This is a genomic window from uncultured Sulfitobacter sp. (assembly GCF_947497275.1).
Lineage (GTDB): Bacteria > Pseudomonadota > Alphaproteobacteria > Rhodobacterales > Rhodobacteraceae > Sulfitobacter.
In genome coordinates this window covers 1-22,039 of sequence record NZ_CANMFS010000021.1, presented here as the reverse complement: position 1 = coordinate 22,039, position 22,039 = coordinate 1, and the positions used below count along the sequence as shown (strand labels likewise).

20 protein-coding genes and 1 pseudogene are annotated in these 22,039 nt (G+C 56.7%); 9 read left to right on the top strand and 12 right to left on the bottom strand.

Going from position 1 to position 22,039, the window contains the following annotated elements; translation table 11 throughout:
- Positions 1-271: 271 nt before the first annotated feature.
- The 4 genes from Q1A06_RS20325 (at position 272) to Q1A06_RS20310 (ending at position 4,162) form a co-directional block, all read left to right on the top strand.
- Positions 272-571 (top strand): mobilization protein, encoded by a 300-nt coding sequence (locus Q1A06_RS20325; protein ID WP_299567937.1) that lies wholly within the window; start codon positions 272-274, stop codon positions 569-571.
- Positions 571-2,244, top strand: a complete 1,674-nt coding sequence (locus Q1A06_RS20320) for a type IV secretory system conjugative DNA transfer family protein (protein WP_299567935.1) — start codon at positions 571-573, stop codon at positions 2,242-2,244. Before Q1A06_RS20325 ends, Q1A06_RS20320 begins: the two co-directional genes overlap by 1 nt.
- 18 nt (positions 2,245-2,262) lie before the next feature.
- Entirely contained in the window at positions 2,263-2,811 is a 549-nt protein-coding gene (locus Q1A06_RS20315) for a hypothetical protein (RefSeq protein ID WP_299567933.1), read from the top strand.
- A gap of 238 nt (positions 2,812-3,049) precedes the next feature.
- Complete coding sequence (locus Q1A06_RS20310) at positions 3,050-4,162, top strand: replication initiator protein A (protein WP_366523554.1); 1,113 nt, start codon at positions 3,050-3,052, stop codon at positions 4,160-4,162.
- Positions 4,163-4,179: 17 nt separating this feature from the next.
- Here the strand turns inward: Q1A06_RS20310 and Q1A06_RS20305 are convergent, their stop codons facing one another.
- The 8 genes from Q1A06_RS20305 to Q1A06_RS20270 all read right to left on the bottom strand — a co-directional run bounded on the left by Q1A06_RS20305 (position 4,180) and on the right by Q1A06_RS20270 (position 12,281).
- Positions 4,180-4,389 (bottom strand): plasmid partition protein ParG, encoded by a 210-nt coding sequence (locus Q1A06_RS20305; protein WP_299567931.1) that lies wholly within the window; start codon positions 4,387-4,389, stop codon positions 4,180-4,182.
- Entirely contained in the window at positions 4,389-5,039 is a 651-nt protein-coding gene (parA, locus tag Q1A06_RS20300; protein ID WP_299567929.1) for a ParA family partition ATPase, read from the bottom strand. The genes Q1A06_RS20305 and parA overlap by 1 nt, the downstream gene beginning before the upstream one ends.
- 192 nt (positions 5,040-5,231) lie before the next feature.
- Positions 5,232-6,452: a type II restriction endonuclease gene (locus tag Q1A06_RS20295; protein ID WP_299567927.1), complete on the bottom strand. Its 1,221-nt coding sequence runs from the start codon at positions 6,450-6,452 to the stop codon at positions 5,232-5,234.
- On the bottom strand, positions 6,427-6,900 hold the full coding sequence (locus tag Q1A06_RS20290; RefSeq protein ID WP_299567925.1) for a very short patch repair endonuclease: 474 nt from the start codon (positions 6,898-6,900) through the stop codon (positions 6,427-6,429). Before Q1A06_RS20290 ends, Q1A06_RS20295 begins: the two co-directional genes overlap by 26 nt.
- The gene (dcm, locus tag Q1A06_RS20285) at positions 6,900-8,165 is read right to left on the bottom strand and encodes a DNA (cytosine-5-)-methyltransferase (protein ID WP_299567923.1); all 1,266 of its coding nucleotides are present in this window, start codon (positions 8,163-8,165) and stop codon (positions 6,900-6,902) included. Before dcm ends, Q1A06_RS20290 begins: the two co-directional genes overlap by 1 nt.
- A 151-nt stretch (positions 8,166-8,316) precedes the next feature.
- Positions 8,317-9,411, bottom strand: a complete 1,095-nt coding sequence (locus Q1A06_RS20280) for a response regulator (protein WP_299567920.1) — start codon at positions 9,409-9,411, stop codon at positions 8,317-8,319.
- Positions 9,408-11,615: a sensor histidine kinase gene (locus Q1A06_RS20275; RefSeq protein ID WP_299567918.1), complete on the bottom strand. Its 2,208-nt coding sequence runs from the start codon at positions 11,613-11,615 to the stop codon at positions 9,408-9,410. Before Q1A06_RS20275 ends, Q1A06_RS20280 begins: the two co-directional genes overlap by 4 nt.
- A gap of 126 nt (positions 11,616-11,741) precedes the next feature.
- Entirely contained in the window at positions 11,742-12,281 is a 540-nt protein-coding gene (locus Q1A06_RS20270) for a recombinase family protein (RefSeq protein ID WP_299567916.1), read from the bottom strand.
- A gap of 879 nt (positions 12,282-13,160) precedes the next feature.
- Between Q1A06_RS20270 and Q1A06_RS20265 the strand changes: the two genes are divergently transcribed.
- From Q1A06_RS20265 to Q1A06_RS20250, 4 genes are all read left to right on the top strand, one after another.
- Positions 13,161-13,358, top strand: a complete 198-nt coding sequence (locus Q1A06_RS20265) for a hypothetical protein (RefSeq protein WP_299567914.1) — start codon at positions 13,161-13,163, stop codon at positions 13,356-13,358.
- 892 nt (positions 13,359-14,250) lie between these two features.
- Positions 14,251-14,601, top strand: coding sequence for a hypothetical protein (locus tag Q1A06_RS20260; protein ID WP_299567913.1), 351 nt, complete (start codon positions 14,251-14,253; stop codon positions 14,599-14,601).
- A gap of 303 nt (positions 14,602-14,904) precedes the next feature.
- On the top strand, positions 14,905-16,602 hold the full coding sequence (locus Q1A06_RS20255; RefSeq protein ID WP_299567911.1) for a hypothetical protein: 1,698 nt from the start codon (positions 14,905-14,907) through the stop codon (positions 16,600-16,602).
- Positions 16,603-16,652: 50 nt separating this feature from the next.
- Entirely contained in the window at positions 16,653-17,276 is a 624-nt protein-coding gene (locus Q1A06_RS20250) for a M35 family metallo-endopeptidase (RefSeq protein ID WP_299567909.1), read from the top strand.
- 267 nt (positions 17,277-17,543) lie between these two features.
- On the opposite strand, the gene Q1A06_RS20245 is transcribed toward Q1A06_RS20250, so the two are convergent.
- The 4 genes from Q1A06_RS20245 to mobQ form a co-directional block, all read right to left on the bottom strand.
- Entirely contained in the window at positions 17,544-18,428 is an 885-nt protein-coding gene (locus Q1A06_RS20245) for a zincin-like metallopeptidase domain-containing protein (protein ID WP_299567907.1), read from the bottom strand.
- 435 nt (positions 18,429-18,863) lie between these two features.
- Positions 18,864-19,478: a hypothetical protein gene (locus tag Q1A06_RS20240; protein WP_299567905.1), complete on the bottom strand. Its 615-nt coding sequence runs from the start codon at positions 19,476-19,478 to the stop codon at positions 18,864-18,866.
- Between the two features lie 461 nt (positions 19,479-19,939).
- On the bottom strand, positions 19,940-20,209 hold the full coding sequence (locus Q1A06_RS20235) for a hypothetical protein (RefSeq protein ID WP_299567904.1): 270 nt from the start codon (positions 20,207-20,209) through the stop codon (positions 19,940-19,942).
- 35 nt (positions 20,210-20,244) lie between these two features.
- Positions 20,245-21,591 carry a MobQ family relaxase gene (mobQ, locus tag Q1A06_RS20230; protein ID WP_299567902.1) on the bottom strand — a complete coding sequence of 449 codons (1,347 nt, stop codon included), beginning with the start codon at positions 21,589-21,591 and terminating at the stop codon, positions 20,245-20,247.
- A 229-nt stretch (positions 21,592-21,820) separates the two neighbouring features.
- On the opposite strand from mobQ, the pseudogene Q1A06_RS20225 reads away from it, so the two are divergent.
- A pseudogene (locus Q1A06_RS20225) lies at positions 21,821-22,039 on the top strand (hypothetical protein); the annotation flags it as partial.

Sequence of the window (22,039 nt, the reverse complement as noted above, 5' to 3'; positions counted from 1 at the left end):
CGACCTTGCGGGACGCGATCCAACGGCTGACGTTGGTCTTAGAGGGTTTGGGAGAGGCGATGCCGTCTCCCATTTCGATGCGGCACGCAGCGAAGGGGATGGCCATCGGCCGGGGCTTTGCCCCAGAGAGATCGCACGCAAAGCTCGGAACCGCAGGTGTAGAGTTTGCATAAGTGCGCCCTTGTCCTTTACAGGCCTACGGGTAAGCGCTATCGCTCGATCTGACAAGACCAACCTGACCATCTGCTCTTTTCAAAGATGGAGACGCGCATTGGCAGAAACCGAACTCGAACGGGCCGAGAAACGATATGCCCAGGCCAAGGCCCGTCTTCAGGCGCTGAAGAACCGGGAAAGCACCAGACAGCGCAAACTCGACACCCGGCGCAAGGTGATCCTGGGCGGTGCGCTTATCGATCTGGCGGAGCGGGATTCCGGGGCCGCTGCCATGCTCGACCGGCTGATCTGCAACCTGCCCCGCGAACAGGATCGCAAAGCCTTCGCGGACTGGGGGGCTTCCTCCGAGTCGCCCTCCCCCGCCCCGTCCAGCTCTGATCCGGACACGTCGTCCTGATGCGGGGCGTGATGCTCGTCTTCGGAGGGCTGTTCCGGTTCTTCGGTCGGTTGATCTTCACGCCCATCCTGCTGGGCTGGATGATCGGCGCAGTCGTGTTCGGCGCGATGATCGGGGCACTTGTCGCCACACCGTTCATCTTCGCCTTCTTCGACCAGCCGCCCGGCGAAAGCGCATGGCAGTGGCTGGTCTTCGGCCCGTTCATTTTTGTCGGTGGTATCTTCGGGTTCCAGTATTGGCGCATGGCCTCCGGGGCGGATGCCTTCTTCGGGCTGACCGGCGACAGCCACGGCTCCGCCCGCTTCGCCAACCGCAAGGAGCTGAAGAAACTCCAGCGGGAAGACGGCCTTCTGATCGGGCGCAACCCGCACACCGGACGGCTGCTGCGCTATGACGGTCCGGCCCATCTGATCACCCTCGCCCCGACGCGGGCCGGGAAAGGTGTCGGCACTGTCATCCCGAACCTGCTGGCGGCGGAACGCTCGGTCCTGGTCATCGACCCCAAGGGCGAGAATGCCAGGATCGCCGGGGAAGCCCGGCGGCGGTTCGGAACGGTCCATGTCCTCGATCCGTTTGAGGTCTCGGGGATGCCCTCTGCCGCCTATAACCCGCTCGACCGACTGACACCCGACAGCCTCGATCTGGGTGAGGATGCCGCCTCCCTGACAGAGGCGCTGGTCATGGACCCGCCGGGACAGGTGACGGAAGCGCACTGGAACGAGGAGGCCAAGGCCATCCTTGGCGGGCTGATCATGTTCTGTGTCTGCCATGAGGATCGCGACCGCCGGACACTTGCCACAGTCCGGGAATATCTCACCCTGCCTCCCGAAAAGCTGCGCGCGCTGCTGGAACTGATGCAGGACAGCGATGCGGCGGGCGGGTTGATCGCCCGCGCCGCCAACCGCTTCCTCGGCAAGGCGGATCGCGAAGCCGCCTCGGTCCTGTCGAACGCACAGCGCCACACCCATTTCCTCGACAGTCCGCGCATTGCCAAAGTTCTGTCGCGGTCAGATTTCCACTTCTCCGATCTGCGCCACCGGATCACCTCGGTGTTTCTGGTGCTGCCCCCGAACCGGATGGACGCCTACAGCCGCTGGCTGCGCCTTCTGGTGTCTCAGGCCCTTCAGGACATTGCACGGGACGCTGAGGCGTCCGTGAGGCCCCTGAAGGGCCCTACAGACGCTCAGGGGGGCACACAGCGCCTCAAGACGCCCACGCTGTTCCTCTTGGACGAGTTTGCCGCCTTGGGCCGCCTGGAGGCCGTGGAGCGCGCCATGGGGCTGATGGCAGGCTATGGCCTCCAGCTCTGGCCCATCCTGCAGGACATGAGCCAACTCAAGGACCTCTACGGCGACCGCGCGGGCACCTTCATTGCCAATGCCGGGGTGCAACAGGTTTTCGGAGTGAATGACTTCGAGACGGCCAAGTGGCTGAGCCAGATGATCGGTCAGGAAACTGCCGGATTCCAGACCGACAGCTTCAAGCCCGGTGACGGCCCCAGCTTCAGCAACAACCTGACGGGTCGCGATCTGCTCACCCCCGATGAAATCATGCAGCTCCGCCCGGAAAACCAGCTCCTGCGTGTGCAGGGGCAAGCCACCGCCGTCGCGCAAAAGCTGCGCTACTACACCGATCCCGAGTTCAAGGGGCTGTTCGTCCCTCAGGACCAGTAACACCAAGGACGCCTCACGATGCCAGACCAGCCCGACCTCCCTGCCCTCTCCGATGATGATCTGCGCGAAACGCTCGATCTCATGGCCACGGCTGTCGCCAGTATGTCCGACAGGATCGACGATCTGACCGCCGTGGCGGACAAGCAGATCAAGGTTGCAACGGAAGCGCGGATCGCGGCCTTTGCCGCACGGGACCAGACCAATCCGAAAAAATACGGGGATCTTCTGGGCCAGACCCTCGACAGCCACCTGGGCGCAACCGCTGACGCGATGACAGAGATTGTCAGACGCCTTGGCGTCCAGACGGACAAGACCATCGGGGCCTTGGCCAAATCGGAAGATGACAGGTCCACAGCCTATCGAGCGGTGTTCGAACGGGAACAGAAAGCGGATCGCCTCAAAAGCCGCCTGCCCTGGTTTGGTCTGGGCGCATTGGTTGTGGCCCTGGTGCTGACGGTGACGCTTCCTCGTTTCTTGGCCAGCAACGCGTCCACATGCGCTGTCCTTGGAGCATCCTGGACCACGACAACCACGGGGGTCGATGCGTGCGTGTTCTACAGGCGCTAATGGGTGAAGCGCTGTCAGTGATGGTCTCAGCCTGTCAGGCTGTGTGTTATATATGTGTTAGACTCTGTGTTACGCGAATCGTGCGCTCGCCTATGGCATTGAAAAGCATACTTTAATCCGACTTATTTTGAGCTTCTGGTGGGTGATATTACGATAAGGGGTGGGTGATCTTACGAAAGGTGGTGGGTGATCTTACGAAAGCCTGCCTGGTGGGTGATACTACGAATCCCTTGCCTTGGTGGGTGAAATTACGAATAGTAGAGGCATGGTGGGTGAAATTACGAAACCTGATCGGACGCCTCTTCTCCCCTTGCGGCACGCGCAGGGGGATTTCTTCGTTTGTGATATCTTCGACGCTGCGCCCAAGGGCGACATGGCGTCGATGGCGCATCCGATCTTCACCCTCTCGACCAAGCCTGACACCAAAAAACGACGCTATGTGGCTACCGATGGAAAGAGCTACGTGGAAATCAGGCCCAACATGATCGGCCTTGCAACCGTCCACGACCGTGATGTGCTGATCTACTGCATCTCTCAAGTGATGGCGGCTCTGAATGACGGAAAACAGGTTCACAAAACCCTTCGATTCAAGGCGTACGATCTACTTGTCGCCACAAACCGTCCAGTTGCGGGAACCGGTTATAGCGGTTTGAAAGCTGCGCTGGAACGTCTCCAGGGAACGCAGATCGAGACTAACATCACCACGGGCGGCGTGGAACAGATTGACGGCTTTAGCCTGATAGACCGCTACCGCATTGTTCGCGAAACCCGCGACGGCCGGATGCTCGATCTAGAAGTCACACTTTCCGATTGGGTCTTCAACGCCATTGCCGGGGATGACGTTCTCACGCTCAATCGTCGCTACTTCCAGCTTCGTAAGCCTTTGGAACGCCGTCTGTATGAGCTGGCACGCAAGCAATGCGGGACGCAACCGGAATGGAAATGCGGTCTGGACAAGCTGAAGGACCGAACCGGCTCCACATCTTCTGATAAGGAATTTCGGCGGCTCGTCAAAGCGATCTGTAAAGCTGACGAGGAACACAACCACATGCCGGACTATGCCTTCCGAATGGAAGCAGACATCCTCACTGTAACGCCTAAACCTGAATTTCTGGAGAACTATGCGCCCAAAACAGAACAGGACAGACTGACCGGCGGCTATGTCCTGCCCCTCTCGCTTGATACACTGGAACGGGCGCGGGAACTGGCTCCGACATGGGACATCAAGGTTCTGGTCGGAGAGTGGCGGACCTACGCCGCCAGACAGAAAGAACCACCAAAAAACTCGGACGCCGCGTTCCTCGGTTTCTGCAAGAGCTGGTTCAAGAAACGCGGTCGCAACGGCTGGTAGAGTAATTACTCAAACACTCATTTTCTCAAATACTCAGACCAAAGATCGCGGGTGATGTCGGAGATTGACCGGCCCTCCTCGACCGCCTTAATCTTGATTTTGCGATAAAGTGTCTCCTCGATCTCGGCATTCAGGCGCTTCTTCTTCTCTGTCGTCTCGGTGACTTCATGCAGGATGCGTTTGCGGGCCTCGTCGCCACGGCTTGGACGTTTAGCGGAAAGGGCCATCACGCGACCTCCCGTGTCGCGGTTGCAAGCACTGCCAGTATCTCGTTGCTCAGCGCCGTGGTCTCCGCCCTCGCCTTCGCATTGTCGGCGTCGAATACGGTCAGCCCTTCCGATGCCGTCTGGGGGTAGACTTGGCGTTGTGTTATGGTCGTCTCACAGACAGGCAAGGCGTAGTCGTCCAGCGCGGTTCGCACGTCACTGCCCAGCCGGGTTCCTTCCACGACACGGGAGACCACAAACCCGGCACGCGGCGATCCGTCCGTGACCTCTTGGCGAGCCTTGATAAAATCCACCAAGTCCGACGCGGCCCAAATGTCGTATGGCGATGGTTGAACGGGGATCAGAACGAAGTCGCTGACTTTGATGCACGCGGCGATCATGTCTTCTAGTTTTGCCGCGCCGTCGATTACCACGTAGTCGTAGTTTGCTGCCATACTGGTCAACGTCTTGACGTTGTTGGGACGGTCCAGCGCGACCAGCTCGATGGGATTGTCTTCGCTGGCTGCGTGCCAGTCACGTGCGCTGCCTTGTGGATCGCTGTCCACGATCAGAACCGAGTGTCCCATCTCGTGCAGCGATCTGGCGAGATTGGTGCTGATGGTGGTCTTGCCGCTACCACCTTTCGGATTCAGGACGGAAATTATGCTCATAGCTCTGCCTCATTTGTGTATTTACTCAAAGGTGTAACTGAGTATTTGAGGTGCGACAAGTTTGGTGTGAACTGATGCCCGGCATCCGTTTGCAACAAAGTGAGTGACAGAGCTGCAACTCATTTACTCAAAAACTCATTTGAGAAGAGTGTAGGGCAGGGGCGCAGCGCGAATGCTACGTGCGTGCTATGGCTATCCCTGTCGCGCTCGGACCTCGCCGATGAAATCCTCAACTGACCAGAGCCAGCCGCGCTGCGCATCCGTGTAACTGCCGTGAACTGGGGAGGGGACCACGAGCTGAAGGCTGGACGCCTCCATCTGGTCGGTCTGCGGCTCTGAAATCCCCGGTTCCAGCGTCAGAAGATGTTTGCGGCTGATCTTCTCGGCCTCGGCCAGAACCTGCCGCCAGCGGTCCTTGCAAGTGGATTTGGCCCCCAGCATTGTCAGGCGTGGGTCGCCCTCGGCTGGAGCTGTCTGGTAGGTCTCTAGATCGGGGAACAGGAAATCGGGCTTGTGGTTGTGTTCCGTAACCGCGCCCCGGACATGCCGGATGTCGTGTGCCCTGAGGACGGCGGCAAGGTGGTTTTCCAGCGAATGCCCCATGCGGGACTTGCGCCGGTTCTGGACACTCAGAGAAAAGCTGATGAAGCCGTCAACGTCCGTGCCGCTGTCGTCCACGAACCCCGCCTCGATCCGCGACGATACAACCTTGCGCTCCAGTCGCCGGAACAGCGCCTCCTCATGGTCCAGCCATGCAATAAGTGCCGCGTCCGGGTCGTCCTCGGCGCGCACCTCGGGCAAGGTGAGACGGGCCAGATCGGAGAACTCAGCCGTCTTGGGGAAGGTCGTGCCGAACTTCTCGATGATACTGTCCAGCTTGTCGGCTTCCGGCTCCTCGAACTCGACGCCGATCTCGTCCAGGATGAAGCGCGCGGCAAAGTCCAGTTCCGGTTCCTCGTCGGAGAACTCGCGCGACACGAAGGACTTGCCTTCGGGGCGCAAACCGAACAACCAGAAGAGCTGCTGCTCGCTGGTGGACCCCTCGGGGGCCACGATGAACCACAGGACGCCGCCCTTATCCTTGGCGAGGAACAGGGTGTCTCCGGCCTTCATGGCCTCTGTAATGGGATTTGAGGGGTAGTAGAGCCGCCATTCGGCCGCACGGGGCTTGTTAAGACGGGCGTCGTAGTGTGTGGCCCAGCTCTCCTCGGTAAAGCCCTCCTGATCGCCGCCAAGCCAGATGTAGATCGCGGGAAAATTCTGCTGGTGCGTCTCGCCCAGAAAGTCGTCGCGCATCTTCTTCGTCGTGCCGACCTCGTGCTGGTTCGATGTCTTTGGCTCGGCATCGACGGCGGACAGGCGTTTGACCCCGACGCCCTCGAAATAGTCAGACAGTTGCCCGCGCTGTATCACCGCTCACCTCCAGCGTTTTTATATCCGATTTCAACCATATGGCACATTGATCGACAACGATGTCGAAGGGCAGGCGGGTCTTGCCCTTCAGGGCGCACTCCCGGACCGTGCCGATGCGCCAGCCCGCGTCGGTCAGGGCCTGATATTGCCGCCGGTCGCGCTCGATGTTCTTGCCGATCTTCTCGCGCCAGAACTCCTCGCGGCTCTTCGGCCAGCGAAACAGATGGCAGTCGTGGCCGTGCCAGAAACAGCCGTGAACAAAGATCACCGCGCCCCGTCCCGCGAACACTAGATCGGGTTTGCCGGGCATGTCCTTGCGGTGCAGCCGAAACCGGAAACCGCGCCTGTGCAGCGCGGATCGAATTATCAGCTCCGGTCTGGTGTTCTTGCCTTTGATGCCTGCCATCATCCGGCTTCGGATTGCGGGCGTGACGGTATCCGCAGGCATTACTCCGCTGCGATACCGGGCTCGGGCAGGGGAAGCCGAACCTGCACGGTAGCAGGCACCTGCCGCCCGTCCAGCTCCATCGCCTCGATGATGCGCGGCTGCATGAGTTGCGCGACCGCGTTCACAACCGGCACGACAACCGCGTTGCCGAACTGGCGATAGCCCTGCGTGTCGGACACCGGGATTTTCCAGTCCGTCTGTCCGGGCTTCTCGAACCCCATCAGGCGCGCGCACTCACGCGGTGTCAGGCGGCGCGGGCGGTCGCCCTTCTGCTCGATCAGGATTTCGGAGCCGTCCTTGTAGTAGCGGGCGGACAGGGTGCGGGCCACGTCCTTCGGACCGAAGAGGGAAAACCCGAACCCGTTCCCGGCGCTGCGGTGCTTCTCCTTGTAGCCCTGAAGGTAATTCCACATGTGTTCCGTAAGTGTGTATTTCGGATCGACCGTCCTATCGAGGATCGAACCCAGCTTCGGGCCGTCACCTTCAGGAACCGCAAGCTGATCGAAGTCGAACTCGATGCTGTGATCCTTGAAGCCGACGATGAAGATGCGCTCGCGCTTCTGCGGCACCCACGGAGTCGAGCTGATGACCTTATGGAAGACGCGGTAGCCCAGCTCCTTCTCCAGCACATGGATGATCGTCGCGAAGGTCTTGCCGCCGTCATGGCGTTCAAGATTCTTCACGTTCTCCAGCAGGAAGGCGGGGGGGCGGTGATGGTCGATGATCTTGGCCAGATCATAGAAAAGCGTTCCCTGCGTATCGCAGAGGAAACCATGCGGACGGCCAAGCGCGTTCTTCTTGCTCACGCCCGCGATAGAGAACGGCTGACAGGGAAAACCGGCCAGAAGCACGTCATGGGCAGGAATTTTCCCCGGTGCGTTCGCATAGGGGCGCACGTCCTCGGCAAAGACATGTTCGCTGTTGGCAGGCTCGGGGAAATTGGCGTTGTAGGTCTCGCGGCTGAACCGGTCCCACTCCGCTGTAAAGACGCACCGCCCCCCGATGGCTTCGAAGGGCAGGCGCAGCCCCCCGATCCCCGCGAAGAGGTCGATGAAGCGGAATCCTTCCGGACGCTCGCCCGTGCAGCGCGCATCCGCTGTCTGGCGCAGCTTCTCCAGCCGGAGTTGGTCGATCCGTTTGCCTTCGCCGTTGATATGTCGCCGGACTGTCCGAGCGTTCACATCCAGAAGCTCTGCCGCCGTGTCGATGTCGAGACCGGCGCGCTCCATCAGTTCTGCAAATTCTGTCCGTGGATGCGCGTTCATGTACCTGCCCCTAAACTGTGTCTATTATTGACAACATGTCATAATTCGTCCCAGCGCTTTTGGGAACCCCCTTTTTGCCAATTGTTCACGTTTCGTTCTAAAGCGGCGTTAAGGGCAACATGGATGCTAGGCTAGGTGCAAAACCAGTAGTTTAGAGATGCTCTACACCAATGTTCGGCTGTCCGGTCCGGCTGATAAATGCGCCGAAACGCTGCACCAAGTTGCTTAGGAACGGTGGCGAGACGGACGCAACTCTTGCATCAAGTTGTTCATTCAGGTCAGCAAGCGGCATCGTCCTAATATTAGAAAACTGCACCAAAACGGGCTCCTCGCTTCCCGGGAGAGGAGGCAGAAAGTGCACTGACGCGGGGAGATTTTGATTTACGAATGTGCGCAAGAACTTGGTTGGCTCTTTACGCTTGTTATTGCTTGTCGCAGCTCGCAAAGCCGCAACGTTCTCGGCCCAATGTTCTGCACCGAGAGTGCACTCGGCAAGAAGCACGTTTGGAACCTTTCCTGTCGCCATATCGCATTGGGGCGTCAAGACTATCAAGGTGACGCCTTCAAGGACGAAGATGTCACCTGTATGCGGTCTATCGGCAATATAAGACGGCACAATGAAATTCTCGAACGGATGCCACTCACTGGAGCCGTCCTGACCAAGTAATTCAGCAGTGTGACTGGCATACTGCCGCGCAATGGCTGTGGCTAATTTTTCATTGTCGTGACCTATGGTATCTGCAATTTGCGACCAGTAAGGCCAAATCCTCCGGGCGAATACTTCGGCCGTGGACCGTTCCAGTTTTTGTCGTACGGCGCGCAGAGCATTCATCAGCTCCCATTGCGAAGCCAGCCAAGCGACCGCATCTTCATAACCATCGTCAGCCTTTTCAAAGGCTCTGACTGTTTCTCCATCGACAAGACCCGGCTCGGCCTCCCCAGGATGGCCAGAGATGATTGCGACCGGGATGCCGTTCTCTCGGAGCAGGGCGGTTGCCAAGGCGTTCCCGTTCTCCGCGTCAGTCTTCTCGGAGCCCTCATTGGGCGGTATACGCAGGTCAATGAGCGCACAGTCTACCTTCCTAGCATAGAGCTCGCGGACCGCGCCTTCAGGACTCTTCACAAATATCGCATCGAAGCGTCTCGCGTTCCCTTCGTTTGCGGCGTTCCAGTCTTCTAAGGCATCGCTCAGAAGCGTGATCATGCGGTCTTCGTCTTCAACGACTAGTATTGTCTTGATATTCAAGTTTCTGGTCCTGCTGGAAAGATAATTTCAAACAATGCGCCGGTCTCGTGTTCCGGGTGGAAACGGAGCTTGCCACCTGATCTTGCAAGAGCTTCACGCGCGATGTTCAAACCCAAACCTGTACCCCCGTCCTTCAGAGTGAAGCCGACTTCGAATATGCGCTCCATGAACTCCTTCCGAACACCCGGCCCATTGTCCTCAATGAAAACGTGACCGCCTTCTTCTGAACGTGACAGGGTTACCTGAATACGAGGTGCGGCAACTTCAGTTGACTCAAGCCAGTGGACGGCATTGCCGACAATGTTGACCACAGCGGTGGCCAAATCTTCGGAATGCCCGAGGAACTCCATCCCTTTGGCTGCCGTCTCTATCGTTACGTCCACCTTATGATTCTCGAACAGCGCCATGGCATCTTTAATCGTCTTTATCGGGTAGAAAAGCGCCGGTTGTCGCCGCTTTCCACCGGCAAGCGGTCGCAGCGCGCGAAACAAGTTCGCCAGTTTGTCGCCCGAAGCCTTGATCTGAGGAACCCGTGTTGAGAAGAACTCTCGTGCTTTGCTCTTTCCCCCATCATCTCCTGTGAGGAAGGTCTTGAGCATGACATTCATCCGATCCGCGCTCTTTTGAACGAACGTCGCCTCTGGAGACCCTTCATGAAGTACTTCCGCCAGAATGGCACCAAGCGACGACTGTGCTTCGAGCACTCGCTGTCGCTCCCGCATCGCATCAACCCGCAATGATAGTCGCTGACTCTCTTTGTCGATAATGCGATCTGCCTGCTCCCGTTGCTTTGGTTCCAGCAGCGCAACCAACTTTCTCACACGCTTCAACTCCGAAAGCTCTTTGAGTTCATCGAAGGAAGATGATCGGGGCCGCGAAATACCGGCCTTCTCACGGAAATCGAAGCGTTTCGGTTCAACGATCTCAGCCAGTAAGCGTTTTATCAGCTTTGCGAGGTTCTGAAAGGCCGCGTTGTCTTCAAAGCCTTCACGGCTACTACGTTCGAAGAGATTTGAGGCCTGCTCTTCCTCGATCTTCAGATAACCGGCTATCTGGTTATGGCCGATCCTCAAAGATGGATCTTGAACGCGCCGGGTGTCGAGAGCTAGCCAATCGTTCTCTGGATCGCCATAGGGTCGGACGCGGAACCCTTCTCGATATATTGCGACACCTGAAATACTGTCGAGCAATCGGCGCGCTTCGGTAGCGCTCAAATCACCCATGCCAGCCGCCTTCATGTTGCTCTTAAGGGCCTCGGCTTCTCTGTCAAACATGTAGAGCTGAACCTCTACGGTCCCGGCGCTTTCGCCTTGCTTGATGCCTGCACTCGGAATGGAAATCTTTTCCGCACCACGACCAGCCCGATGAATGGTGAAAGTCCCTTCAAAAGCACCATTCGGTGCCAACATCCCATCAAGTTCATAATCGCATGTCGATAGAAGTGGGAACGGATGGACGCGCCTGCCATGTCCACGATAGACGCTGTCGTCTATCTGATCACCAAGGTCTTCGAATATATCGGCAGGATCAAATCCAGCACTGTCTTCGTCGCAATCCGACAGATCAAGATAGACGCTGAAGTCATCGGTTTTCTCATGGCTGACCGCGAACGGTGAAAGCAATCGTCTCAGTTCGCCGTATAACTTGGACAGCCGATCCTTGGTCCAGCTCTCGTGCAGCTCGATGACCTCGATGGTCGTACCAGTTGGCTCTTCAACATTCTGAACTAGATAGTCTATCGCGATATCGGACAGATACACATCATCGCTGAAAATACTCCAGTCGAGCTCCGGTATGAGAACTGCAACGTGTCCGTCTTTGTCTGATACAGTAGACGTGAGGGCCATCTTAGCTCCCAACTTCGCAGCAGCAAACCTACCAATCCCCTTAGAACCCATCATCTTGCGATTTTTGAATGGTGACCGGCGATCTTTTACCTTTGAAGCTGTCGCGGGTTCCATCCACTTGAGCCGAATATCGTCAAGCGACATCCCATGACCATCATCTGTGATGGAAATGCGTCCTTCTCCTGGCTGGAGCGGTGGAGCGAACTTGATCTCTACAAAATTTGCATCAGCATCATAGGCATTCTTGACCAGCTCGATGACAGCGGCTTCTGGGCCACTGATTAATTGGTCTCCAATAGTGCGAATAATTCGCGCTTTCGGCTTAAATCGGAGCTTGTCTTCAGTAATATCATTCATTGGCTATCGCCGTTCCGGAAAGAATTATTGGCGATATTCGCCAGTAAGGTTTGCCATGGTCGGCTTCGGTCCATTGATTTCGGCCAACTATGTACTTCCAGCTCCAATAACCCAAGCTCCAAGTTCCTAAACACGTCGCACCGTGCGCTCACTGACGTTGAAGAGCCGAGCAATCTCAGGGATGGCTCGATGTTCCTCATCTCTCATGCGTCGCACCTCATCCTTCTGCGCAGCCGACAGGGCAGGGGGCCTGCCTCCGATCCGGCCTCGCTTGCGGGCGGATGCCAGACCTTCCCTCGTCCGCTCTGAAATCCGCTCGCGCTCGAACTGGGCGATGGATGCGAAAACGTGGAACGTCAGACGGCCGGCAGGCGTCGTGGTGTCGATGTCCTCGGCGAGGGACCGGAAGCCGGCACCGTGCGCTCCGATGGTTTCCACGATCTCCAAAAGGTCTCTGAGGGACCGGGCCAGGCGGTCGTATTTGGTCACTGTTACGATGTCGCCGTCGCGGAGCTGCTCCAGCATCCGGTCCAGCTCGGGCCGGGCACGTTTCGATCCGCTGATCTTGTCCGCGAATACCTTGCCTGCTCCGGCCGCTGTCAGGGCGTCGGTCTGGGCATCCAGGTTCTGGTCGTCCTTGCTGACTCTGGCGTATCCGATGATCATGTCGCACTGTGACAAAAAACTGCCAGAACCGCAAATGTTTTGCCGGGGGTTTGTGTCACGGCGAAGTCATTGATTTTATGTGGAGCACGGTGGACCGGCGGAATCGACCGTTTTAGGCCATTGTTGATTTTTTTCGAAACCCGTGTAGCATCAACTTATAATTGTAGATTTAGGTAGGATCGTTAGAGACGCTGGAGGGGAAATTTATGCTTCGAGCTACATTATTATTCGTATTTTGGGCTACCGTTTCGGGTCACGCCTCAGCAGCCGAAATCATAAACAATGAGATGACCTTCAAAGACGAAGTGCTCGGCCCAAATGACTTCCCGGTGATTGAAGGGAAACTTATTTGCGATGACATAGTTGATACCATCAGAATTTCTGGAGAGGTTTCCTTTGCAATACCAAACCTCAGCATGAAGTGTACAAATGTTAAGATCGATGAAAATGCAAAGCTCATAAATCAGGGCTCTATTAACATTATCGCAGACACACTTTTCGGCCAAGCCAATGCGCTTAATGTCGATGAAAGCCGGGCAATTTCCAAGATTGTCAGCACTCTCGGACAAGAGGGCGTAGACGGCGCAAACACTGCAACTCAAGGCGCGACCGGTGCACCTGGAGCAACAGGCCCAACAGGTTCGGCTGGAGCAGATGCGCGCTGCCGTTTTCGCTGCCGAGGTCTGAAGTGTAGTTGGGACAGGAGTGGGTCGTCAGCAGGCAATGGTGGCGGCAACGGTGGTACAGGTCAGCCTGGGCAAACAGGTTCCAATGGTGCCGGTGGTGGATTAGGTGCCGATGGTGGTGCGATCACAATAACTGCCCGAGAAGTCATCGGACGAATTATCGTTGAGAGTAGGGGGGGCAATGGAGGACGCGGTGGTACTGGCGGCGTCGGCGGCACCGGTGGTGCAGGTGGACGCGGCGGCCAAGGAGGAAAAGGAGGTGACGCTTCAGATTGCCGTGGTTCATCTGATGGCGGTCGGGGCGGTCCTGGTGGTCGTGGGGGCACTGGTGGTAATGGCGCGAGCGGCGGTAATGGTGGTGATGGTGGCCGAGGCGGCGATATCTCAATAGCCACTGTGGATTCGGATATCGCAGATCATTTCGACACGCAAAATAGTGGCGGAACCGGAGGTCTTGGGGGTGACGGCGGAAATGCCGGTTCTGGCGGAGCGGCTGGAGTAGGTGGGCCTGGAGGATGTGGAGGTCGTGGCAGTACATTTCGAAGTTCTGGATCATGTGCAGGTCAGGGTCAGTCTGGCTCTGCAGGACCTGCAGGGACGTCAGGAACTGCTGGTGTGCCAGGTTTAGACGGCGAGAATGGAACAGTTGGAACCTTTGACTCCCGTAAAGTGCCACTTTTAGACTTTAAGGAGAGACTAAATGTCTTTTAAATACTGCGTTATTTCTCTATCGCTTCTATTTCCGAGTATAGCCATCGCTGCGGAAAAAATTATATCAGGCCAAGAAGTTAACACTGATTTATTCGACTGTGCGTCACAAGGAATCGACCGCCTAATACTCAAAGGTAACGTCGAGTTCGTGCATCCTCAAGGTGAGGAGGCATTTACTTCCTTGGATGAAACCAAAGAAATACTAATCAAATGTAAAGAAATTCACTTCACAGAAAAAAGCGTTCTTACATCGCAGTCTAATCTACGCGTAATTGTAGATGGCGTCCTGTCAGGAAGCGTCCATATCAATAGTGCGAGGGGCATTACCGGATACGATGCACCGGGCCGTCGACTCCCAGACTTAAGCCTACACAAGGCCACAAATGGAACCTTAGGTCGAGAAGGTAAGGGCGGTGAGAATGCTTCGTCTCCACCCGACCACGATCACGATGGAACTCGAGGTCAAGATGGCTTTGTGGGAAACCCCGGCAGTCACGGAACATCAGGTCTAACCGGTTTGACTGGGTCACCTGGTGCTGACGCAGCGAACATCCATCTAACTACACGTGCCGTTGCTGAAGGCACCACTGTCCACTTGTCTGCCCAAGGCGGTGACGGTGGCGCAGGCGGACGTGGTGGCCGAGGCGAAGATGGCGGAAACGGCGGACAAGGCGGACAGGGTGGCAAGGGAGGGGACGCCTCCCTTACACACACTGCTGAAAGAGGTGGAGATGGCGGGCGTGGCGGGCAAGGGGGTGCCGGAGGAAACGGTGGTTCTGGTGGAAGTGGAGGCGAAGGCGGACAAGGTGGCCTCGCATATTTTTACATTGTCGATGAAGGTGGAAGACTTGCAGAAGCTGGCACGTTCAACGTCTCAGGCGGACGTGGCGGATTCCCCGGTATTGGTGGTGCTCCAGGACTAGGCGGTGATGGTGGACCTGGAGGATATCCAGGCTTTGGCGGGCGTCCACATGACGAAGACTTATTCAGCGTTTTCACTCTTGGAACACATCGCTTACTTCTTGGTGACGGAACAGAAATCGAAATTCATGGCGAAGGTGATTGGGGTAAACGCGGCGAGGTAGGTCCCAAGGGGCCAAATGGTCGCCCTGGCCCTGTTGGCGAATGGGGTGCAGCAGGCCGAAGAGGAAACGGCGGTCAATTATTCCAAGGTATCGTCAGCTTAGAAGATTTCAGAAATTATAAGAAAGGACTGGGTTTTTAAGATGCTCCGTCATATTTTTGCAATAGCTGTTTCGTCGGTCTCGATAGGCTCCCACGCATTATCACAAACTACAAATTTTGATATTATTGAGCGGCAAATCTCTTCCGTACCATACGATAGTCTCTCGGCTCTTTCGCTTGGAGACGGAGTCGAAATTACCCGTTTAGATAGCCCCGCTGGCAACTGCATTGATCTGACTAACTCGCCGATTAAAAAAGATATTCCGGGGGGCACTATAGAAATTAATGCGGCTATTAACGTGATAACCAGCGTCGAAGATTTAGAAACAAAGCTGAATAGGTCTCTCGGCGTCGAAGCGAGCGCGAGTGGAAACTACTTAAAAGTAGCAAGTGGTTCTGCTTCCACGAAATTTACGGAAGAGTATGAGAGCTTTATTCAAGAAAGCGCTTCATCCTTGATGGTATCCGTCAGGATATCAGCGGATCATGGTCGTGATTGGCTAGATTATCGACTCAAACCGCAATTTCAAAAACTACTCGATGAAGGTTCATACGAAGATTTTCGCCAGCTTTGCGGAACACACTTCATTCGAGCGATTAAGCGAGAAGCCTATCTCGAATATAATATTACAGTAAATGGTCTATCTAGCTTGGAGAAAGAGACTCTCGCCGAGAGCGCTTCTGTGAGCCTTGAAGGCAAGGGAGGTATAGGGCAAGTATTCAGCGCAAGCGGTAAGCTCAGTACTCAAGAAAAATTTTTACGGTTCGTTAAGATAGCCAGTCAATTTGGATCTATTGATATCCAAGCTCGTTTGGTTGGGGCACCTGGAATAGACTCACTATCTCCAAGCCTAAATACTGGTTCTACGTCAGGCCAAGAAAGCGTTCAGGCCTTCTTTTCGAATCTCTCCCTAATCGCGTCATCTTTTAAGGACACGGATGGTGCCCCAAGCCAAATGATTCTACTTAGATATAGCGCACTTCCGGAATTTGATGCTAGCTATACACGATTCTATGTCTTGGGCGAAATAACTCGAAAAATGCTTCTTGTTCGTTCTGCGATAAAACAAAATGAAACCATTCAGAATGGTTTGCCAGAAATGTGGAACGATTACTTCAAATCAGATTTGTTAGCTTTGCGAAAGGCAGAAACACAACTTTTGGCAGAGTATACGCGTTGTTATGAACTAGAAGAGTGCTCATCCAACCTTCCGAACGATTTTTTGGCTCTGACGATCAACGATGTTCTATTTGATGGTTCTCTACGAGCAAATTGTGGCATGGATGCTTTGGTGTCAATTGGTTCACAACAGTACCGGGCTATGTCAGATATCGCTGTATATTGGCGTGGGTGGATACGGTTCCCTAATCACATATCGTTGTCTGATGTATCTGCCTACTATCTCAATACTGAACTTGAGAGAGTGACAACATCACCTTTTGATTATGATTATGATTATAGTATCGACCCTAATCATTTGGCTTCAAGTGGCCTCGACGGCAACGGTGAAAAACGAACCGGTCCTGGTAGGGCAATATTTCAGATCGTGAATGAAAGCCTGCCTACGAATGAAGTTGTCATTAATGGAGCGCCAAATGAACCGCTCCTGAAGGAAAAAATTGCTCTCTATGGTGATGCTATATATGGTCTAACATTCCGGTTCTCTAACGGCTGGGTTGTTAACCAGCTCGTGGGCAAACCCGACATGCGGCAGTGCAGAACGTTAGAGAGGGCCTAACGAGATAATAAGCATTATCGAGTTCTTGGCATTAGAATTGGAGTTCTCATATGAGAAAATTTCTAACTGGGTTTGGTTTTTTTGTTCTCCTACCTGTATCTGCAGTAGCACAAAACTGTCCCGTCGAAGACGACGACCTCCATGATATTGCTGACCGAGCTCGTGTGATGGCCAGCATAGCAGAAGCAGCTGTAGAGGACAGCGTCATCTATCGCCGATATTTTGGTCCACCTGGCGATCAGGATTTGGCGCAGCTTAGTTCGACCTATGCCGCTATTTCATCCCACCTGCTGATTGGCATTGTTAACTATGAATGCAATTCACCTGCCACATCCTGTGACCAGGGTGACTTCGCTTACGTATTCAATGATGAGCCGTATACGCTTTACATTTGCCCGGACTTCTTCTCTTTGCCACAGCACACTGATATTCCTGTTCCACCAGCTACAATCGATGATAGATGGGGTGGCCAAGAAGGCACTATCATCCATGAGATGAGCCATTTTGAAAATGTTGCATCGACAGTCGACAAACACAAAGGACGGAAAATATATGGACGTAGCGAGTGTGAGCAACTGGCAGAAGATGTACCTGGTAGCACATTAAAAATAGCCGATTGTGTTCAGTATTTCGCCGAGGATGTCACCGCACCAATTCTACTAGACGGACTTTGAAACATAACTCTTTGTGCCATTAATTCTACAAACTGGACATGTCACGCTTTAGTGCCGCCCCAAGTAGTTAAAATGCTATTCTCTCAATGCTCGCACATAACGTGGTCCCCTTTGGGGCGTCCGCGCGAAGCGCCGGGCCTGTCGGCAGGTGGCCTTCAGGTTGCCCGCCGACAGGTCATCCTGAAACCGTCCGCGGTCAGTATCCCCACAACGCAAAAGGCCCCCGCCTGCTGACGGGGGCCGCGATCATTTCGGCCGTGCGGGCTGCTACTCGGCGGCAATCCGGTCGGCCTGTGCAGTGCGCTCCATGATGTAATCCACGGCCTTCTGCGCCTCGGACGCGGCGCGGAAAATCGCGCGGCTGTCTTCCTTCATCGCTTCCAGCCATCCTTCGACATAGGCCGCGCTCTGATCGAATTCAGGCTCCACCCCGATCTGCGCGCAAAGCATGCAGTTTCCGATCTCCGCGACCAGCTCCTCGAAGGCGTAGGCCTTGCGGTCATTGAACCGGCCCAAACGGTCCAGCCGCTTCGTCGCCCCTGTCCAGTGGGTCAACTCATGGGCCAAGGTGCCGTAATATCCTGCGGCCCTGTGAAACGTCGCGATCAACGGCATGTGGATGCGGTCGGTCTTGATGTTGTAGTAGGCGCGCGGCTCCTCAGTCACGTCGATCTGCGCGCCGGTCCCGGCAAAGAAACCCTCCAGTGCGGGGTCAGCCACGGTGCCAAGATCACGGGGCGGATTGGGCAGGACGTAGAATTCAGCAGGCAAGCCCTCGATCTGGTCGGCATTGAACACGCGGTAGGCCTTGGCATAGGGAATCTGGCGTTCCTCGCCGTTCTCGTCCTCGCGCTCGACGGTGCCGTATTTCACGACCGTGGCGGATTTCTCGCCCTTGCGGACATGGCCCCCAAGTTGCTTGGCCTGATTGAACGTCATCCAGCGGGCTGAACTGTAATCCTTCGCCATTGCCGTTGCCCAAAGCATCAGGATGTTGATCCCCTGATAGGCCTCGCCGTTGAACCTTTCCGGCAAGCTGACCGATGCCCCGCCGCCGGTCCACGGCTTGCGCCAGGGCGGCGTCCCCGCCTCGATCTGCGTGATGATCTGATTGGTGACATGGGAATAAACGTCAAACTTCTCTGCGGTCATTTGTGACCCTCCTTCGAGTGACGCGGGCCGGGTCTCTTCCCCTTTCCGCCGATGGGCGGGCCTTCCTGTTCTGTTCTTTGGAATGCCCATGCATTCCGAAGGGCAGAGCAGGTAAGGGCAAAGCCCGTCCTGCGGCCTGGCGGGGCCGTGACAACCGGGTGGAGGGCGTGAATTTGGGAGGGAACCGCGCGCCTGCGCGTGGGAGGAACCGGAATTCTCGACCGGAACCGACGCCGCAGGCGGCGCTTGCCGGTTTTCTCGGACCTGCCGGGATGGCAGGCGGGTCAAGAGTAATTGGAAACTGTCAGGGTTGGGGTGAGCGGGCGTCAGCCCGTCGATCCCCTGCCCTGTCTATCGCTCAAAGCAAGACCGGCACACTGCCGGGTTCACAAATTTACACCGAAGTGAAGGTTACCAAGATCGGCCTCAACCGCTCTAGCTCGCCTTCGTTGATCGACTGGTTCGGGGCCTACGCTTGGTCTTCGGTTTAACAGCGGGCTTGGCTTCTTCCTCTTCCTCCTCAAGGACGAGATTACCCTCGTCATCAAGTTCATCCAGATCAAACGAACGGACTTCATTTGCCCTGACAACTAAGGCTTGCCACTTCCGCTCCTGAACATTGCCGTCCAGATACGCACGCTTCACGACATGATAAGGGTTGAAGAACACCGCATAGGACAAGTCGCCTAGCGGACCGGGCTTCAAGCCAATAAATCCAAGATTGGCGAGGCGTTGCACGCGGTCCTTCCAAGTTCGCAGCGCACGCTGACCCTCGAACCCCGCATGAAACGCCATTTCCTCAGGACGATTTAGAGTAAGAAAACGTTCTTCGCGCAAGCGAACCCACAGTTCTAAATAAGTGCGGCTGACTGGATACCCCTTGCCAGACAAATCATCCATTATGCTCATCATCAAAGGCATGAGGCGGGGCACTGCCGACCAACCATCGCTATCTATGCTCCAGAGCATTCTTGGATCAAGCTCCGGCCATAGCTTTGACCGGATTTCTACCTGCTTCTTCAATATCTCTTTTTGCGATCGGCCTGCCATTGTAGCGTCCTTATAAATAGGCGGGTCCGGGTGTGGACCCCGGACCCTTCGCTAGCGGCATCGCACAGACACCCCGTTGGTCTGTCGCTTTAGTGGTTCGGCTGGGTTTGGACCCGCAGCTAGCTCACTCTGCCTTCACGATGGGGCTAACATGACAGATTAAGTGCGCAAAGTCGAATGCCAAGTTTCGCTATCTTGGCTTGAGTATAACGTATATATGTCAATTTCAGATTCTTAGTTGGATTATAACATGTCAACTCAAGATACGAGTTGGACTAAATGCGCTAACGAATATGCCTTATCTTGCTGTAGTAAAAGCCGAATTTAGGTTTTTCACGGTCTCGGGGTTTCGGGTCATGCGGTATCGCGGTATCGCGGTGTCGTGGTATGGGGGTGTCCGAGGGGGGAACCACGCAAATCGCACCTTCATCCCAGATGGCGTTGTCAGCCCTAAGCACTAACTACTCTGAAGCTGGAAGGCTATCAAACAGGATCACGCGCCCGTCGCCGCTGCTTGGACTGTCGACCAGCACGAACGGCACAGCCGCCCCTTCTTTCTCATAGATGCAGCGGTATTTCATCTGGCCGTCGAGCGGATCGCGCACTTGGTCGTAGCGATAGCTGTACTTGATCCCCTGATCGATCCAGGCCTCGACGCCTGCGGGTGTCACCAAGGACATGGGCTGCCCGTCCAGCAGCAACGTTTTTCCCACGTTAAATACTTCATACATCTTTCGGTCTCCTCTGTTTGTCCTGTCAGATCGCGTTACAGGCTGTGGCCTTCACCACGATCCCTGTCCCGTGTGTTTTCTTTTTCATCGCCGTCGCGTTCCTGCTCCCGCTCGTTATCCGGCTCCAACCGCTCGCGCGGCTTGTTCAGCACATCCTTCAGACGCTCGTTCACGGACGGCTTGCGGTCCTCCCGCGCTATGCCCTCGGAACGGCCCTGCCTTTGACGCTGGGCCGGGGTCCGCGACGGTCTCGCGGCCTCCTCGCCAAGGTCATTTTCGCTGTACCCGTCCAGCTTATGAACCGCCGCCTGCCCGTCGCGCCCGGCATCCTTCTCCATGATTTCCTTGAGCCGCTCGCGCGCGTAATTGCGACCTTCCGGCTTCGGTGCATCCTCCTGGTCTCGTGATCGGCCCACGACCTGCGACAACCGCTCCCGGATATTGTCTGACGTGCGCCCGTCGCGTTCTTTCGAGGTCGCGGCCCGGAGTGCTGCCAGACCGGCAGAGACCCGGCCCTGCCCCGCCTCGCGCTCGATGCCATAGGTCTCCCGCGCGATATCCAGCCGCTCACGCATTTCGCGGAAAGCGGCGCGCGCCTGGCGGGCGGCATGGACCACGGCCCCGCGCTCGGTGACCGGGACGTATTCCCGGCCCTGACGCTCAGCCACAGCTTTCGCGCGCCGCTCCATGGAATTGGCCGCTGGCCCCAGCTTCAGCTCGGGGTCGCGGTCCAGTTCCTCGGCGGACAGGTCATCGCCACGATCCAAAGCCGCCTCGCGCTGCGTCTCAAGCGACCGGTGATCGACCCGCTCGATCTCCCCGGCCCGCTCCAGCGCGCGGTTCTGCAATTCGGCCCAGAGGCCGCGCATCTGCGCGATTTCCTCCCCGCCGGTCTTCGCGGAATCGAGCACGCGCGTCTTGGCTGTGAACCCCCCAGCTTCCAGCTTCCGGGTGGAAGTCAGGACGTGGGCGTGATGGTTCCTTTGATCGCCCTCGCGGTGCGGGGCGTGGATCGCCACATCGACGGCCACGCCGTAGCGGCTGACCAGCTCCTGTGCGAAGTCGCGGGTGATCTGCGTGCGGTCCTCGGCGCTGATCTCGGACGGCAGGGCCAGTTCCCATTCGCGGGCGGTGACGGAGTTGCGGCGGGTCTCGCTGGCCTCGACCTCGTTCCAGAGGCGGGACCGATCCTGCGCCCAGTCCGGGGCGTCCTTCGGGGTCAGGATGAAGGTCTCCTCGATGCCCTGCTTGCGGGTGTAATCGTGGACGCGGCCTTCGCGCTGGCACTCGATGCGCTCGCCGACACGGTAGGCTGCCGCCGCCGTGGCGGAGCGCCCGGCGCTGCGTTTGATCGTCTTCACGGAGAGGTGGTAGCTGGCCATGCGCCCTCCCCTCGCCTGTGATGCAAACGCGCCCACGCGCCGGAGCTGATCCGTGCCGATGCCCCGACATTGGCAATCGGATCAGCCGTCTTTTCTCCGCAAGATCGCGCCCCAAACCGGCGCGCTGCGAGAGGAAAAGATAGCCCACCCGAAGCGAGCCTCTGGCTCACTGAGGCGCGGGCTTGCCAGTGATCTGCCCCCAACTCCCCAGCCTCATGAGGGGCGGGATATGGGGACAGATCACTGGCGGTTTGCCGGGGGCAAACTCGGTATCGCGAAGGGGCGTCAGCACCACCACGCGATACCTCCCGCAAGGGAAACGCCAGCGGCAGACCGGCCCCCACCGTGGGGCATCGGTCGGGGTGCTGGTGCGACCTTGCGGGACGCGATCCAACGGCTGACGTTGGTCTTAGAGGGTTTGGGAGAGGCGATGCCGTCTCCCATTTCG

Coding starts and splice junctions, on each gene's coding strand:
- Q1A06_RS20320 (WP_299567935.1), top strand. CDS start 571: ATGCGGGGCGTGATGCTCGTCTTCGGAGGGCTGTTCCGGTTCTTCGGT.
- Q1A06_RS20315 (WP_299567933.1), top strand. CDS start 2,263: ATGCCAGACCAGCCCGACCTCCCTGCCCTCTCCGATGATGATCTGCGC.
- Q1A06_RS20305 (WP_299567931.1), bottom strand. CDS start 4,389: ATGGCCCTTTCCGCTAAACGTCCAAGCCGTGGCGACGAGGCCCGCAAA.
- parA (WP_299567929.1), bottom strand. CDS start 5,039: ATGAGCATAATTTCCGTCCTGAATCCGAAAGGTGGTAGCGGCAAGACC.
- Q1A06_RS20290 (WP_299567925.1), bottom strand. CDS start 6,900: ATGCCTGCGGATACCGTCACGCCCGCAATCCGAAGCCGGATGATGGCA.
- dcm (WP_299567923.1), bottom strand. CDS start 8,165: ATGAACGCGCATCCACGGACAGAATTTGCAGAACTGATGGAGCGCGCC.
- Q1A06_RS20275 (WP_299567918.1), bottom strand. CDS start 11,615: ATGAATGATATTACTGAAGACAAGCTCCGATTTAAGCCGAAAGCGCGA.
- Q1A06_RS20270 (WP_299567916.1), bottom strand. CDS start 12,281: ATGATCATCGGATACGCCAGAGTCAGCAAGGACGACCAGAACCTGGAT.
- Q1A06_RS20255 (WP_299567911.1), top strand. CDS start 14,905: ATGCTCCGTCATATTTTTGCAATAGCTGTTTCGTCGGTCTCGATAGGC.
- Q1A06_RS20250 (WP_299567909.1), top strand. CDS start 16,653: ATGAGAAAATTTCTAACTGGGTTTGGTTTTTTTGTTCTCCTACCTGTA.
- Q1A06_RS20245 (WP_299567907.1), bottom strand. CDS start 18,428: ATGACCGCAGAGAAGTTTGACGTTTATTCCCATGTCACCAATCAGATC.
- Q1A06_RS20240 (WP_299567905.1), bottom strand. CDS start 19,478: ATGGCAGGCCGATCGCAAAAAGAGATATTGAAGAAGCAGGTAGAAATC.
- Q1A06_RS20235 (WP_299567904.1), bottom strand. CDS start 20,209: ATGTATGAAGTATTTAACGTGGGAAAAACGTTGCTGCTGGACGGGCAG.
- mobQ (WP_299567902.1), bottom strand. CDS start 21,591: ATGGCCAGCTACCACCTCTCCGTGAAGACGATCAAACGCAGCGCCGGG.